We start from the raw sequence: 15,004 nt of genomic DNA on the forward strand, positions 1-15,004 counted from the left end.
CGAACGAACGGAACTTTCGTTCATTTACTCTGGGGGTTGTCTGAAACCCCGAAAGGCTGCCCTGCTCAAAACGGCTCTGTCTGGTCACTCCAGAGCCTCCAAGATACTGGAGGTCACGCTCTGGAGGAGGACGAGCCCCATCAATCGCAACGAGGATGTGTTTGCGATCAATCCGCTTAGCAAAGTGCCCGTTCTCGTTCTCAATGACGGTTATACGATCTTCGATTCGAGCGTAATCTGCGGCTATCTCGACGATCTCGAAAGCAGTCGTCGGCTCATCCCCGAAAGAGGGCGAGCAAAATGGTCCGCCTTGCGCCTCCAGGCGCTCGCCGGCGGCATGTGCGACGCAGGCATTTCCATCCGCTGGGAAAACGAGCGCCGCCCTGAACATCTGCGTTACCCTGCCTTGGGCGCAGGCATGACGATGAAGCTCATCGAATCCTACAATTTCGTGGAACGCGCGGTCGAATTCGACGCGCCGCTCCATGTCGGCCACATCGCGCTCGCCACTTGTCTAAGCTGGCTGGAGTTCCGGGGACTGCCGGACTTCTTGCAGGGAAGGCCGCGACTGACACAATGGTATAGATCCTTCGTGGAACGCCCTTCAATGCGTGCCACACCCTACGGCGGCGACACGCGAGATTGACATCGACCGCTAGGCTTTCGAAATCCAGTATGTGTCGGTCACCAGCCAAGCGTTCTCGAGGCCATTTGCTGGTCGCCCTCGATGATATTGCGCGAGACCAGTGAGCTTGCCTCGGGCAGCCTTGAGGGCGGCCATCAAGGCCTTTTCTTCGTCACTGCGCCTAGCTCCGCTGCAGGGATAAAACCCGCATGGCATAAGTGATCTTACAGGAAACGTACAGCCAGCCCTTTCCAGAAGCATCATGACGCCTCGTTGGTCTTCACCTGTGAACGGCAGCGCCATCCGACCCGTGTCGGATAAATTTGAAAGCCACCGTTCCGGCACGTGCGTCACTCCGGCAAAGGCGGCCACGACATCGAGGTTTGGCAGATCAACTGCCCGCGTTGCATCACCGGGTATCACTTCTACATGGGCGTAATGAGCAAGATTGCTTTGCGCGCGCCGAGCGAGTTCTTCGTCGATCTCATATGCAATCACGCGCCCTTCAGAACCCGTCAGTTCCGCGAGGATGGCGGTGAAATAGCCGACACCAGCGCCCACCTGAAGAACAGTCTGGCCGGCGGCGAAGTTCAGATGGTCGAAAACCAATGCCCAAAGCGACGGCAAGCCGCTGTTTAATCCGCGCTTTTCGTCAAGCGAGACCAGAACGTCGTGGTAAATCTCGTGAAGTGCGGCTGAAGGGCTGGTATGGACCGCCCCGATTTGCAATCTCGAATGGATACGCCAAGGCCCGTTGCCAAGGTAGTGTTCGCGCGGAACCTTTGCGAAGGCCTCGATGACTGCAGGGTTGTGCAAGACAGGCGATGAGACACGCAGGTCCTCGGCAAACCACCGGCGCGCTTCACTAACATCGGTTCTTGTTGGCATGGAATATCGGCTCCCGGATTGTGCGCACTCTGTGATGCTCTCAGAAAACCGGCCGACGGCAAAGGATCGCTATCCCCGCACTGCGCGGCGATGCTCGTTGTTTGTTTGCCTTCGACCGCGCCCTGCCCTCTCCGCCCCTCGACCCGCCCGGCTGCTGGCGTTCGCCGTTTAACCGAAAATGGCGCGTCGGCTCCAGGTCAGCGATTTCAAACTAACTTGTCGATGTTTCCAGAATGAAGCACGACCGTTTTGGGTCAACGCAACCACAGCTTGAAATGTCAGGGACGCACCTGCTGCGGAACCTCGGATGATCCAACCTACGATTGGCCATGCACGGCAATGGAATTTCGTTCCACGATCTGGGCTGCCAGGACACGATGCTCGAAAGGTAACGTGGCCTGCGCTAGCCTCTTCAAGAGAAGCTCCGCCGCCGCCGCCCCGATCAAATGCGCCGGCTGGGCGATGGCTGTGATACCCTGGGCCACGAATTGCATCCAATCGAGATCGTCGAAGCAAAGCAGCGAAACGTCTCCTGGAATCGCAAGCTTTAGTGCGGAAGTCGCCTCCAGAACGCCTGTCGACATCACACCATCGGCGGTAAATAGAGCGGACGGCGTATTGCGCATTGTCAGCAGATCGAGCGCCTCCTTGCGAGCTGCCTCGCTAGAATAGACCGCTACGCGGCGGATCAACCGCAGATCCGGCTCGATACCTGCGGCACGATGGGCTTCGAGATAACCCAACAATCGTTGCCAGCTTGGATGATGGTGGCGAACGTCGAAGCTGGAGAGATCAGCGTTCGCCACAAAGGAGCCAACATCATCGCGGTGGCCCGGCCCGAGTTCCGCCAGTATTCCGATGCGGCTGTGTCCGGCGGCGATCATGGCCGCGATGCTGTTACGCGTTACAGAAACGTTGTCGACCACGACTGAATCGGTTTCCAGGCCCGCCACTATGCGGTCGAACTGCACGACGGGGCAGCGGGCCGCGACTGCTTCACGAAGATGATCCGGCTCGTCCACGAAGGTCGATGAGACGATCAACCCATCGACCTGCTTTTCCAGCAGCAACTGCACCGCCTCTCGCTCGAGTTCGGCATTTTCGTCACTATTCGTAACGATAACCCCGAAGCCGCCACCGCGCGCGACATCCCCTATTCCGCGCAGCACGCTGGCGTAGAATGGGCTTTCGATGTCGCCAACCACAACTCCGATAGTCTGCGTCTTACCGGTGATCAGGCCTTTGGCCAGGCGATTGGGCCGATAGCCCAGCGCAGCTGCCGCCGCGCGCACCTTCTCCCGAACCTCAGGACTGCTGTAGCCGTAGTCACCAAGTACACGCCCCGCGGTGGCGGAGCTCACCCCGGCCCGACGAGCGACCTCTATGATAGTTGCGTTTTTCGACGATTCTTGAGTCACTCGGCAAACCCCGCCGCCCATGCGCACGCGTGACGGCGACCTAGCGGCAGTTAATCCCGCCCCGCAAGGCCGAACACCGCAACAGCCGCCGTTGCGCACACCATTGCAATCACAGCACCTCTGACAGAAAGCGCCGAAGACGCGGGCTTTGCGGATTGTCGAATAGATCCTCTGGTCGGCCTGCCTCGACGATCCGCCCCTCGTCCATGAATACGACCTGGTTCGCGACCTTGCGAGCGAAGTTCATCTCGTGCGTAACGACCACCATCGTCATCCCGCCCCGTCCGAGGTCGGCCATCAAGTTCAAGACACCTTTGACCAATTCCGGATCGAGGGCACTGGTGACTTCGTCGAACAGCATGATTTCGGGTTCGAGGGCCAGGGCGCGCGCGATGGCTACCCGCTGCTGTTGCCCGCCCGAGAGATTGGCCGGCCGATGGTCTTTGCGCTCCAGCAGTCCGACTTCATGCAGCCTCGCTAAGGCCGCTCCCTCAGCCTCCTCGCGCGACATGCGTTTTACTTTGCGCAGCGCCAGGGTGATGTTGGCGAGGGCGCTGCGGTCGGGAAACAGATTGAACTGCTGGAAAACCATGCCGACGCGCCGGCGGAGTTGGTCAGAGGTCTGTTTGTAGATGCTTTCGCCATCGAGCAGAATGTCACCGGCTCGACACTCTACGAGGCGGTTGAGGCAACGCAGCAAGGTCGACTTGCCCGAGCCGGACGGACCGACGAGGCAGGTGACGGTCCCGGGCTCGACTTTCAGACTGACGTCATGGAGCACCTGGACGGCGCCGTAGGCCATGTCGATGTTCTTGACCTCGATGCCGCCGCCCTTGAAGCGGGTGGGCGCCACTGCGGGCAATTTCGCTGCGCCCGGCACGCCGGCTTCGGCAAGCTCGGCGACTTCCTTGAGGCCGCTCTGCACAGCGGTGATACGTTTGCCGACGCGCATGCGCGCGTCGATGTAATTGACGAGGTGGGTCAGCGGCACCGTGATCACGAGATAGAACACGCCGGCCAGCAACAGCGGCGACAGGTTGCCGGTCAGCACGGCCTGGTCCTGGCCAACGCGGAACAGTTCGCGTTCGGAGGCGAGCAGACCAAGGAAATAAACCAGGCTGGAGTCTTTGACGTTGCCAATGAACTGGTTGACCAGTGCAGGCAGGACGCGGCGGATGCCTTGCGGGATCACCACCAGGCGCATGCCTTGGCCATACGTCATACCGAGAGTGCGGGTGGCGTCGATCTGACCACGCTCGACGCTCTGGATGCCGGCGCGGAAAATCTCTCCGATATAGGCGCCGGCGATCAGGCTGAGCGCCAGAATGCCCAGCGGATAAGGCGATGGACCGAACAGATCTCGGCCCAACCGCGCGAAGCCTTGGCCAATGATCAGGATCGTGACAATAGCAGGAAGCCCGCGGAAGATATCGGTGTAGACTCGGGCAAGGAGTTTCAGCGGCCGGTTCTCTGAAATCCCCATGACTGCGAGGACGATACCGATCAGCGTCCCGAAAAACGTCGAGGCAAGGGCCAGGATCAAAGTGTTCTTGAGGCCGACCATCACCATGTTTGGCAGAACTTCTGCCATCGCCTGGAAATCAAGGAAGCTGCGGGCGAAGGTATCGAACCAGCTCATATCAAGTCCATCTATAACTCGGCCGGGCACCGTTGCTCACGGGCCCGGCCGGAAACGAAAATGAATACGCGCGAATTTACTTCTTGGGCAGATATTGATCCGGCATCGGAGTGCCCGGGAACCACTTCTCATGCAGCCGTTTCCAGGTGCCATCGTCCATGGCCTGGCGCAGCGCCTTATTGAGCGCCTCGCGGAAGGCATCGTTGCCTTTCTTGACCACGAACCCGGCCGGCGCATCGAAGGACGGCACATTCATTGTTATCTTCAGGTTCTTGTAGCGCTCCACATACTGCTTGGCCGACTCATAGTCAGTGAAATGGCCATCGATCGTCCCGTTATTCAGCGCCGCCACCGCAGTGTTGTTGTCGGGGAATTTGACGATGTCGCCCTTCAGATTCTTCTCGGCATAGATTTCCTGCAGCGTTCCCTGGATCACGCCGATGCGCTTTCCGGCGGTGCTCTCATTGCTCGTCAGTGCCGGATCAGCCGAAATGATCGACAGGTAGCCGGCGAGATAGCCGTCGCCAAAATCCACTGTCTTTTTGCGCTCCGCGGTCGTGCCGATGGCGGCGACAGCGACGTCGAACCGGCCGTTGGCAACCGACGGCAGCAGCGCCGAGAATTCCTGGCCGGTGAAAACGACCTGTTCCTCCTTGAACCCGAGCCGGCGCGCCACATCGCGGAAGAGTTCAGCGTCGAAGCCAGTGAAGTTACCGTTGGCGTCGGTGAAGACATAGGGTTTCGCATCGCCCATGGTTCCGACGCTGATCACCGTCGGGTCGATGAGGTTGTAGGGGTTGTCGGCCGCGTTTGCCTGCGTTGACGAGGCCAACGTGCCAAGTCCTGTCAACAGCGCGATCGTCAGCGCCAGACCGGATTTCACAAGTTGGCGCCTGCTCGAATTCGTGTGCATGTCTTCTCCTCTTACGATTGGCCGAACTCGGCCCTGCGATCCCACTCGACGTCTCATCCATCAAAACGCTCTTAGGTGGCGTTTTGGTCAGATAGGTGAGAACGTTATCATTTCCTCTAGCATTGTCCATTTCTCGCGTCAATTGTTTCGGAGAATTTCGCTGCTAGACGGTTTTCCAGTCTTGAGCGTGCCGAGCTCCGCGAAGGATCTCCGGCGTCATCTTTCCTAACTCGATTGCTGTCGCATGGCCGATCGCCCCGTAGTACCGGCAGGTAGCGGCCGCCGCCTCCGCGGCATGGCCGAGAATGTCTTGAGGCGCCTCTTCCTTAAGCAGGCCGAATAGCGTTCTGGCGATGAAGGTGTCGCCCGCGCCCAGGGTGTCGACCGGTTCGACCAGCCGCGCCTGGGTGCGGTAAGAGACCGTGTCGGCGTGAAGCACCGCGCCGGCTCGGCCACGAGTCACAAGGACCCACTTTGAACCATATCCAAGGAGTTCGGCTGCGATTGCGGCCAATTCGTTGTCGTCGAGACCGTCACCCGAGACGGAAGCCAGATAGCAATAGGGCCCAATCTCGCGTCGATGTCCCGGTTCCCGCCGCGTAGAAAAGTCGTAAGACAGCAGGGACTTACTCGATACAGCGGCAACCCACGGGTCTAACCCGCTGGACTGGCCGATGTGGACGGCCTGAAAGCTCGAGAGAAAATCCAGATCTTCTTGCGTCGGCGTAAACACCGAAACTCCGAGATCGAAGTCCAGGAAAATCCGATCGGCGTTGCGGTGACCTATGAGGCAGTAAGCGGTCGGCCCCTCGAGGCGCCGTAATCGGGTGATGTCCACGCGCTCCGACGCCAGTGCAGTGCAGATAAGGTCCCCCGCCCGGTCTTTGCCGATCGCTCCGACATAGGCCGATCGCCCGCCGAAGCGGCTGACATAGACCGAGACATTGAGGCAATTTCCACCAGGATACATCTCGCCGCGAGCAAGATAACAATCGACCACGTTATCGCCTATCGCGGCAATCTTGACCATTGCAGGACTTTCAGTTTAAAGGATGTGATAACGTTCGCACACTGGCTGCCATCTGTCAATTGTGCGCCGGCCCGCAGCTCTGCCAACGAGACGAGGAAGCTCATGATTTCCGCCCTGCCCGCCGACGTGGAACGCGCCCTGACCGCTACGGCGGGCAGGCGGTTTTCGCACCTATTCCTCGTGGCGTGCGGCGGCTCGCTCTCGATCATGATGGCAGGCAAATACTTCGTCGACCGTCACAGCGGCACATTCGCCTGCGACATCTACAACGCGGATGAGTTCGTCTGCCGAGACCCGCGACGGCTGGGACCCGACGCGCTCGTTGTCCTTTGCTCGCAGACCGGCACCACCCACGAAACTGTGCGAGCGGCCAATCATGCAAAGGATCGAGGCGCAACGACAATCGGCATGACGCTCGACCAGATATCGCCCCTCGCGCGGGCGGTCGACCACGCCGTCGCCTACCAGGCCTCCTACACGACGGGCAAAGCAATCGATTCAGCCTGCAGCAACTACGGCGTGCTCTATATGTTGCTCGCCGGCCTGATCGATGCTCGGGAGGATGCCGGGCTAACTGCCGATGTGCTGATGAGCCTGAGCCATCTTCAGCCGGCGATAGAGCGTGCGCACCGGACCTATGCCGACCGGTTTAAGGCCTTCGCCCCCCGTTTCGCGCCGCGCAATGCGATCTACACACTGGCCAGCGGTGCCAGCTATGGTGCGGCCTATTCGTACGCCATCTGCGTGTTGATGGAGATGCAGTGGTACGACTCGCAGGCCATACACGCCAACGAGTTCTTTCACGGCCCATTTGAGGTGGTGGACCGGGATGCTTGCTTCGTGGTCTTGCTGGGTTTGGACGAAACGCGGAGCCTATCCGAACGCGCCCGCGACTTCCTTTTCAAACATGGAAGCCGGGAAAACATCCTGGTGCTAGATGGAGCGGAACTCGACCTCAGCGGTATGTCCGATGACATCAAACCCTATCTCGTGCCCTTGGTCTTCTTCGACACTCTATGGCGTTTTGCCTATGAGCTGGCCGGCCTGCGTGGCCGGCCGATGCTCGATGGCCGGCGCTACATGAAGAAGCTAACGGACTACTAGTTCCGCCGCGCTCTGCAGCGATCCAACAACTCCCAGCCCGGCTTCTGCGTAAAAGGATTTCCCTATGACTGCATCTGCAAAACCGCGCCAAGTCGTCGTTGTCGGCGCAGGCATCTTCGGCACCTCTTCCGCGCTGCACCTCGCTCGTCTTGGCTTTGATGTAACCATTGTCAATGACGGCGCGCCGGCCAACGGTGCATCCGGCCGTTCACTTTCCTGGCTGAACTCAGCGCGACGTGCCGACACTGCCTATCACCGCTTGAGGCTTGCAGGCATCGACCGTTATCGGACCCTGGCGGCCACAAGGCCGGAAACCGCGTCGTGGCTTCGCTTTGACGGCGGCCTCACCTGGGATGCGGATGATGAGGCGAACCAGATCGCGTCCATCTGCCAGCTGGAGCAGGAAATTGGTTATGACGCGCTTCTGCTCGGCCCTGCCGAAGTTGGTGCAATGACGCCCGGCGTCAACGCCAGCGCCATCACCCCGCAGGGCGCCATCTTCAATCCTGGCGAAGGATGGGTTGACCTGCCCTGCCTGATCGATCTGCTGCTCAATGAGTTCCGCTCCCGCGGCGGCAAGCTCGTCCAGAACGCCGGACGCGTGCGGATGGATGCCACAGGTGGTCGCGCGCGTGGCGTCGTCACTGCCGATGGTGCGCCGATAAAGGCGGATGCAATGGTCCTTGCCGTTGGGCCAGCGACGCCTGTCATGCTTGCGGAGATCGGCGTCCATGTCCCCGACGCCACGCCGATTTCACTTCTTTTGAAGACCAAGCCGACCAAGACCGAGCTCCGTGCCGTGCTGAATACGCCGCGCGTGGCGGTGCGCCCGACGCCGGATGGCGCATTTGTTTTGGATTCGGCATGGTCGGAGGAAGAAGTCGTGGTCAACCCGGACGGCACCTACACCGTGCACGACAAGACCATCAAAGGACTGCTCGACGAGGCCAGTGCCGTGCTCGACGGCAATCCGCGGCTCCAACTCGCTACCTATGCTGTCGGCCCGAAGCCTATCCCCGGCGACGGCGAGCCGGTGCTTGGCTCAGTCGAGACCGTCGCCGGGCTTCACGTCGCCTTTAGCCACAGCGGCGCCACGCTTGGACTGATCGTCGGCGAATTGCTTGCCAAAGAAATCGCCTCCGGCAATCCGCACCCGATGCTTGCAACCTTCCGCGCCAACCGTTTCAGCTGACAGGGCATCGCGGCCGAGGTCGAACTGGCCAGATGGGCCGCGGGCCTGGGGAATCCTGGCAAGGTCGCTAAACAGCGAATTTCTGCCTCTTGCAGCTTCAACGTTGGACCGAGGGTGGTCAAGGCCAAGAAGCTGAGGTGCCCGGAGGAGCATCTCCAACCCGAATCCGAGCGTGAACTCGGCCGCGCCAGCCATCGAGATGAACACGTCCCGCGGCATGCCGAAGGTCAGAAACGGCTTATCTTCGACCAGCGGGTAGAACCACTCCGGATAGGCTCGATGTCGCGAGGTCCTAGAGGTTGTAAGGTGGGACACGAACGTGCGGCGCGTCTGTCTGGCGCCAGTCTCGAAAGTATTGGCGACTACACCGCCAGCGCCCCTGAGCACCGATGTCTTGCCATGGATCACCCAGCAAACATTCGTCGCCAAGAAACAACAGCTTCGCTTCGTAAGCCGACGCATTGTACCAGTCGCAGGCAGCCGCGCAACGGTTCAAGCCCGACCTTGACTGGAAGCTGGAGGACGAACCATCCAAGAGGGGCGGCATGTTGAGACACTCGTGGCCTTGGACGAACGGTAGCGCATTGCGCCTGAGCGCACCGGCCTGATGGTGCTGCGCGGCTACGCCTATCTCAACCTGCGCGGTTCGGCGATGCAGAACAGACAAAAAGAGCCCGGCCGGTCTACCTTGTGGGAATCAGGTGCAGTGCAGACTTCCCGCCCTTCACGGCCGCGACTGACAGCTTGCGGTCAAAGCTCGCAAGTTGGCCGCCACGCGCCTTGGCGAGCGCGAGAAGATACGTATCCGTGACCTGTGCCGAGGTCAGGATTTTCGCTGCATCGATGTCGCCTGAGCCAACCAGGCTCACATCGTCGGGCCAGAAGCTGTGCCCGTGCAGAGCCCGCAACTTGGTAACGATTTGCGCAACGACGGCGGGCGAGCCGGGAGAATTGGGATATCTTTGGTTGCCGACGATGCGCAGGACGCCGTTTTCGGTGATGGGACACGTAGCCCATGCGGCGTTGCCGGCCTGTTCGAACCAGTCATGCGCGTCGTCATGGGCGACGTGGCCAGGATCGATCAGTGCGATCAGCACATTGACATCGAGCAGGAACGTCAAGGCAGTTCGTCTCGCAGGGCATTGACCGTCTCAAGCGTGACAGGAGGTGCATCCGGCCGAGGCGACAGTAGAGGAATCCCGTTGCGCTCGCCGCCGGCTTGAGGCCGGCGCAGAGAGCGCCGGGCGAGATCGGTGATGACCTCGCCGAGGCTGCGATCCTGCTGCCGGGCGATGGCCTTGGCCGCGACCAGGACGTCGTCATCGATCGCCAGTGTGGTTCTCATATCGCCCTCCTGGTGCGCATCAATCATCACGCATCATATAGAGCAGCAACGTCGGGTACTCAAGCGGTGCGACTTCCGACAGCGGTGCGACTTCGTAGCGTCGTAAGCAGATGAGTTGTCCGGATTAGGTAGCACACGAGTTGTCCGATCACTCGTAAGCGAGTTTGGTTTCCCTCACCCTTTGACTACCGACAAAGTTGCGCAGGGCCGAGGGGACCGTTATGGCCGCGCTACCTAAGGGACGTGCCTTCCGGAAGCTTATCAGCTCGGGAGACTATCGGCAGAAGCTACGGAGGCTGCAGCAAGGACCGACGCACCCTTTTGGATGCGTCGGAGCAAAGGTCTACGCGTGGCGGATTTCCGTTCCCAGCACCTTCAGGCATTCGCGGATGAACGCAGCAAGCGCCGTCCAGCCTTTTGCCGAAACCATCGTCCCATCCACATATGCCTCCGTTGGAGACAGGTCGATATAGGTGCCGCCCGCAAGCGTCACTTCGGGCTCGCAAGCCGCCAGCGCGCCGACCTTCTTGCCACGCACGACGCCGTCTACCGCAATCAGGATCTGCACGCCGTGGCAGATCGTGAAAATCGGCTTCTTGGTTTCGTGGAAGTGGCGCACCATCGCCTGTACGCGCTTGTCGGTGCGGATGTATTCGGGGCCACGGCCGCCGGCGCAGTACACAGCGTGGTATTGCTCCAACTGCTTCTCAGCGTCGGAAAAGGTCTTGTTGATCAGCGCATAGTGGCCGAGCTTTTCGGTGTAGGTCTGATCGCCCTCGAAATCGTGCAGCGATGTTTTGATCAGGTCTCCGGCGCTTTTGTCTGGGCACACGACGTGAACGGTGTGGCCCACCGCTTCCATCGCCTGCTGGTAGACGAAGATTTCGTATTCCTCGGTGAATTCACCAGTCAGCATCAGGATCTTTTTGCCTGGCATGGTCGTTCCTTTCCTGTGACAACGGCCGGGCGAGACCTGTACTCGCCTGGTAGGTTTGAGTTTCTAGAAGGGTGAATCGGGGAAGTAGTCTTCGTTGGCACTGACCGGCGTGATGACCGTCAACGGCGGGTACGGGGACATCGGGACAGTCTCAGTCGAACGCCAGCAACAAACGGTCGCGGGAATGCTCGATATGGCGACGCATCGCCTGCTCGGCAGCGGCAGGATCGGCCGCAGCGAAAGCGGCCAGGATGGCCTCATGCTCGTCAAGCGCCTCTTCGGTGACGCGCGAGTGGAACATCAGGCGAAATATGTGGAAGTGGGTATGCTGGTGCGCCAGCGTCTCGCGCACGAGTTCGTTATTGGCGAATTCCATGACCTTGTCATGGAAAATGGCATCCTGGCGGGCAAAGTTGGAATACCGCAGCCGCTCGTCCTTGCCCTCACGGCGCGCCATGACGCCGGCCGATTTCTGAAGCTGTGCGAGCTTTGTCTCGTCCATGAGCACCGCTGCCTTGGCTGCACCATGAGGCTCGAGCAGCAGGCGAAGCTCGTAGAGTTCATCGAACCGTCGTTTCGTGATCTGCGGCGCAGCGCGGTAACCGATCAGATGCGTCTTCAGCACCAGGCCTTCGCCTTCGAGCCGGCCGAGCGCCTCGCGGATCGGCGTGTGGGATACGTTGAATTCCTTGACCAGGCTGTCGACGGTGATGCGCGAGCCCGGCGCAATCTTCAGGGACATGAGTTGCGCAAAGATCGCTTCGTAGACGTCCTCAACCAAGCTGCTGGAGCGCTGGATACGTCCGCCGGCGGGGTTCGCTTCGTCTACACTGGGTAAGTTCATGGGCTGCATTTTTTGCCTCTTGACACATCAAGTTGCTAACACGATGCTCCGGCCAATGCAATCCTATATCCTATACGATTTTATAGAGGATATTATTTGAGGCCATTTCAAGACAAAGCGATGGCGCTTGCGGTGGTCCTGCTGGAACAGCGTGCCGCCCTGGCAGCCCGTGCTTCCTCACCGGCTGAACGGACCGCCAGCGTTGCGGGCGATGGTTCGGCACGTCGATACGCAACCGCGCTGCGAGACGGGTTTTACATCGAACCCGGCCTTTGGGCCGAGTTGAACGCCATCTCGCATTCCAATCCAGTCATCATCACAGGATGCAGGTCATGAGCCTTTTCGCTGCCCTAAGGCTGCCGCGCGAAATCCTCTTCGGGAAGGGCCAACGCCACGTCATTCCGGTTGTCGCGGCGAGGCTCGGGCGTCGCGCACTCGTCTGCACCGATGAACGTTTTGCCGCAACGGGCCCGTTCGCAGAGATTGTCACGGGGCTGCGAGCCGCCTCGATAGACGTACTGGTGCATGATCGTGTGCTGCCCGACGTTCCTCGGGACACCGTTGCCGTCTGCGTCGAGGAAGCACGGAAGTTCGCGCCCAACGTGGTGATCGGCATTGGCGGCGGCAGTTGTCTCGACATGGCGAAATGCGCCGCGTTGCTCATCACTCACGGCGGTCAGCTCCAGGATTACTACGGCGAGTTCAAGGTGCCCGGCCCGACGCTGCCGCTGATCGCGGTGCCGACGACAGCCGGCACGGGCTCTGAAGTGACCCCGGTCGCCGTAATCTCCGATCCGGATCGCACGCTGAAGGTCGGCATCTCCAGCCCGTATCTGATCGCGGCCGCGGCCATCTGCGATCCTGAACTGACGATGACATGCCCGCCGGCATTAACCGCGATCGCAGGCGCCGATGCGCTGACGCATGCAATCGAGGCCTTCACCGCCGCCAGGCGCGGAACCGATCCCGGCCTTCCGCAGAACCATGTCTTTATCGGCAAAACCGCCTTGACCGATCACTTCGCCCTGCTGGCGATCAAGCTGCTTGGCCGAAGCCTTGAAACGGCATACCGCCGGCCCTCCGACGAGGACGCCCGGGCCGACGTCATGATGGGTGCACTTGCAGCCGGCTGCGCGTTCGGAACGGCCGGCACAGCGGCAGCGCACGCCGTGCAATATCCGGTTGGCGCGATAACCCACACCGCTCACGGATTGGGTGTCGCCACCATGCTGCCATTCGTCATGAAGTACAACAGAACAGCCGCAGTGACCGAGATGGCCGAGATCGCCAACGCGCTCTGCCTCGATGCAAAAGGCCGGACGCCCGAAGAGTTGGCCGACGCGACCATTGGCGAGGTCAGTCGGCTGTTTGGGGCAATCGGGATCACCCCCACGTTGGCCGAGCTGGGGCTGCCTGCCGACAAGCTCGATTGGACGGCGGAACAGGCGATCGGTATCGAGCGTCTCATCAAGAACAATCCGCGGCCATTCGATTTGAGGTCCATGCGACGTCTGGTCCAGGCCGCCTTTGATGGCGACCTCGCCAGCTGCGTCATGTAAACAATCGGGAATATCGAGATGAACACGTTTTCACAGGTTCTGTCGGATGATCAGGGCGTCAGCGACTTCCACACAATCTCGCACGGGCTGTATATTGGCGGCCAATGGCGGCAGTCCGCGGATGGCAGGGTAATTCCGGTCATTGATCCGTCGACGGAAGCCATCATCGCGGCCGTACCCGATGCGACCTTGGAGGACGCGGCCGCCGCCGTTGACGCCGCTGCCAAAGCAGCCCATGGCTGGCGGACAACGTCGCCGCGAAAGCGTTCCGAGATCCTCAGACGCTGCTTTGAGCTGATGACGGAACGATCGGAGGCACTGGCTACTCTCATCGCACTGGAAAACGGCAAGGCCCTGCGGGATGCCCGCGGCGAGATCGCTTATGCCGCGGAATTTTTCCGTTGGAATGCCGAGGAGGCCGTTCGCATTACCGGTGAATTCGGTACTGCGCCTTCCGGCACCAATCGCATTGTGGTCGACTACGAACCGATCGGCATATGCATCCTGATCACGCCCTGGAATTTTCCTGCCGCGATGGCGACGCGCAAGATCGCGCCGGCACTTGCCGCTGGATGCACGGTGATCCTGAAACCGGCCAGTGAGACCCCGCTTACCGCCTACGCGCTGGCCGCGCTCTACCAGGACGCAGGCGTTCCACCGGGGGTGGTTAACGTCCTGACAACCTCCAGTCCCGGCCCTTTGACAGCCGCCATGCTGGCCGATCCGCGGGTGCGCAAACTCTCCTTCACCGGTTCGACGAGTGTGGGCCGCGCTCTGCTGGCAGAGGCTGCCAGGCATGTGGTCTCGTGTTCCATGGAACTCGGCGGCAACGCACCGTTCATTGTGTTCGACGACGCCGATCTCGAAGCGGCGATCGATGGCGCAATGGTGGCCAAGATGCGCAACGCCGGCGAGGCCTGCACGGCCGCAAACCGCCTCTACGTCCAATCTGGCATCTACGAAGCCTTCTGCGAGGGCCTCGAGAAGCGGATGTCGTCGCTCAAGGTCGGCGCCGGCACCGACCCGGACACGGAATGCGGGCCTATGATCACGAAAAAGGCGATCGAGAAGATAGACCGCCTTGTCGTCGACGCGGTCACACGCGGCGCGCGGGTCTTGTGCGGCGGCTCAGTCCTGTCCGGACGTGGTTTCTTCTACCCTCCGACAGTGCTTCGCGACGTGCCGGGCGACGCAAAGATGGCGCATGAGGAGATATTCGGGCCGGTGGCGCCAATCTCCAGCTTCGAAACGGATGCCGAGGTCATCGCGCGCGCCAATGACACCGAATATGGGCTTGCTGCCTACATCTACACGCGCGATCTGGCGCGCGGCATGCGGGTGGCCTCCCGGATCGAGGCCGGGATGATTGCTCTCAACCGCGGGCTGATGTCCGATCCGGCAGCCCCCTTCGGCGGCGTCAAGCAGAGCGGGATCGGCCGCGAGGGAGGGCAGCATCACGGCATTGCGGAATTCATGGAGGCGAAATACCTCGCCATCAGCATGTGAGCAG

The 15,004-nt window shown here is 60.7% G+C and carries 14 protein-coding genes; 5 read left to right on the forward strand and 9 right to left on the reverse strand.

The genetic code is table 11. The features are described 5' to 3' along the window. Positions 1-106: 106 nt before the first annotated feature. Complete coding sequence (locus NKI16_RS14610; protein WP_352905874.1) at positions 107-646, forward strand: glutathione S-transferase family protein; 540 nt, start codon at positions 107-109, stop codon at positions 644-646. 9 nt (positions 647-655) lie between these two features. On the opposite strand, the gene NKI16_RS14615 is transcribed toward NKI16_RS14610, so the two are convergent. From NKI16_RS14615 to NKI16_RS14635, 5 genes are all read right to left on the reverse strand, one after another. Continuing rightward, the gene (locus NKI16_RS14615; protein ID WP_352756463.1) at positions 656-1,513 is read right to left on the reverse strand and encodes a protein-L-isoaspartate O-methyltransferase family protein; all 858 of its coding nucleotides are present in this window, start codon (positions 1,511-1,513) and stop codon (positions 656-658) included. A gap of 317 nt (positions 1,514-1,830) precedes the next feature. Next, the gene (locus tag NKI16_RS14620) at positions 1,831-2,952 is read right to left on the reverse strand and encodes a LacI family DNA-binding transcriptional regulator (RefSeq protein ID WP_352905808.1); all 1,122 of its coding nucleotides are present in this window, start codon (positions 2,950-2,952) and stop codon (positions 1,831-1,833) included. Positions 2,953-3,040: 88 nt separating this feature from the next. After that, positions 3,041-4,570: an amino acid ABC transporter permease/ATP-binding protein gene (locus NKI16_RS14625; protein WP_352756458.1), complete on the reverse strand. Its 1,530-nt coding sequence runs from the start codon at positions 4,568-4,570 to the stop codon at positions 3,041-3,043. A 76-nt stretch (positions 4,571-4,646) separates the two neighbouring features. Then, a complete protein-coding gene (locus NKI16_RS14630) occupies positions 4,647-5,483 on the reverse strand; it encodes an ABC transporter substrate-binding protein (protein WP_352637498.1) in 837 nt (278 codons plus the stop codon). A 163-nt stretch (positions 5,484-5,646) separates the two neighbouring features. Further along, complete coding sequence (locus NKI16_RS14635; protein ID WP_352679454.1) at positions 5,647-6,513, reverse strand: PfkB family carbohydrate kinase; 867 nt, start codon at positions 6,511-6,513, stop codon at positions 5,647-5,649. Positions 6,514-6,615: 102 nt separating this feature from the next. On the opposite strand from NKI16_RS14635, the gene NKI16_RS14640 reads away from it, so the two are divergent. Next, entirely contained in the window at positions 6,616-7,617 is a 1,002-nt protein-coding gene (locus tag NKI16_RS14640) for an SIS domain-containing protein (RefSeq protein ID WP_352905810.1), read from the forward strand. A gap of 64 nt (positions 7,618-7,681) precedes the next feature. Next, positions 7,682-8,809 (forward strand): NAD(P)/FAD-dependent oxidoreductase, encoded by a 1,128-nt coding sequence (locus tag NKI16_RS14645; RefSeq protein WP_352905812.1) that lies wholly within the window; start codon positions 7,682-7,684, stop codon positions 8,807-8,809. Between the two features lie 683 nt (positions 8,810-9,492). Here NKI16_RS14645 and NKI16_RS14650 read toward each other — a convergent pair. From NKI16_RS14650 to NKI16_RS14665, 4 genes are all read right to left on the reverse strand, one after another. Continuing rightward, a complete protein-coding gene (locus tag NKI16_RS14650) occupies positions 9,493-9,930 on the reverse strand; it encodes a TA system VapC family ribonuclease toxin (protein WP_352905814.1) in 438 nt (145 codons plus the stop codon). Beyond that, a complete protein-coding gene (locus tag NKI16_RS14655; RefSeq protein WP_023679266.1) occupies positions 9,927-10,154 on the reverse strand; it encodes a hypothetical protein in 228 nt (75 codons plus the stop codon). Before NKI16_RS14655 ends, NKI16_RS14650 begins: the two co-directional genes overlap by 4 nt. Positions 10,155-10,497: 343 nt before the next feature. Beyond that, on the reverse strand, positions 10,498-11,091 hold the full coding sequence (locus NKI16_RS14660; RefSeq protein WP_352493019.1) for a DJ-1/PfpI family protein: 594 nt from the start codon (positions 11,089-11,091) through the stop codon (positions 10,498-10,500). A gap of 151 nt (positions 11,092-11,242) precedes the next feature. After that, positions 11,243-11,944, reverse strand: coding sequence for a GntR family transcriptional regulator (locus tag NKI16_RS14665; RefSeq protein ID WP_023679264.1), 702 nt, complete (start codon positions 11,942-11,944; stop codon positions 11,243-11,245). Positions 11,945-12,267: 323 nt separating this feature from the next. Here NKI16_RS14665 and NKI16_RS14670 point away from each other — a divergent pair, with 323 nt between their 5' ends. Together NKI16_RS14670 and NKI16_RS14675 are read left to right on the forward strand one after the other, a co-directional pair. Continuing rightward, positions 12,268-13,494 carry an iron-containing alcohol dehydrogenase gene (locus NKI16_RS14670; protein ID WP_023679262.1) on the forward strand — a complete coding sequence of 409 codons (1,227 nt, stop codon included), beginning with the start codon at positions 12,268-12,270 and terminating at the stop codon, positions 13,492-13,494. An 18-nt stretch (positions 13,495-13,512) separates the two neighbouring features. Further along, positions 13,513-15,000, forward strand: coding sequence for an NAD-dependent succinate-semialdehyde dehydrogenase (locus tag NKI16_RS14675; RefSeq protein WP_352923070.1), 1,488 nt, complete (start codon positions 13,513-13,515; stop codon positions 14,998-15,000). The last annotated feature ends 4 nt before the right edge of the window (positions 15,001-15,004 follow it).

This window comes from Mesorhizobium sp. M0698 (assembly GCF_040320455.1).
In the GTDB taxonomy this organism is placed as follows: Bacteria; Pseudomonadota; Alphaproteobacteria; order Rhizobiales; family Rhizobiaceae; genus Mesorhizobium.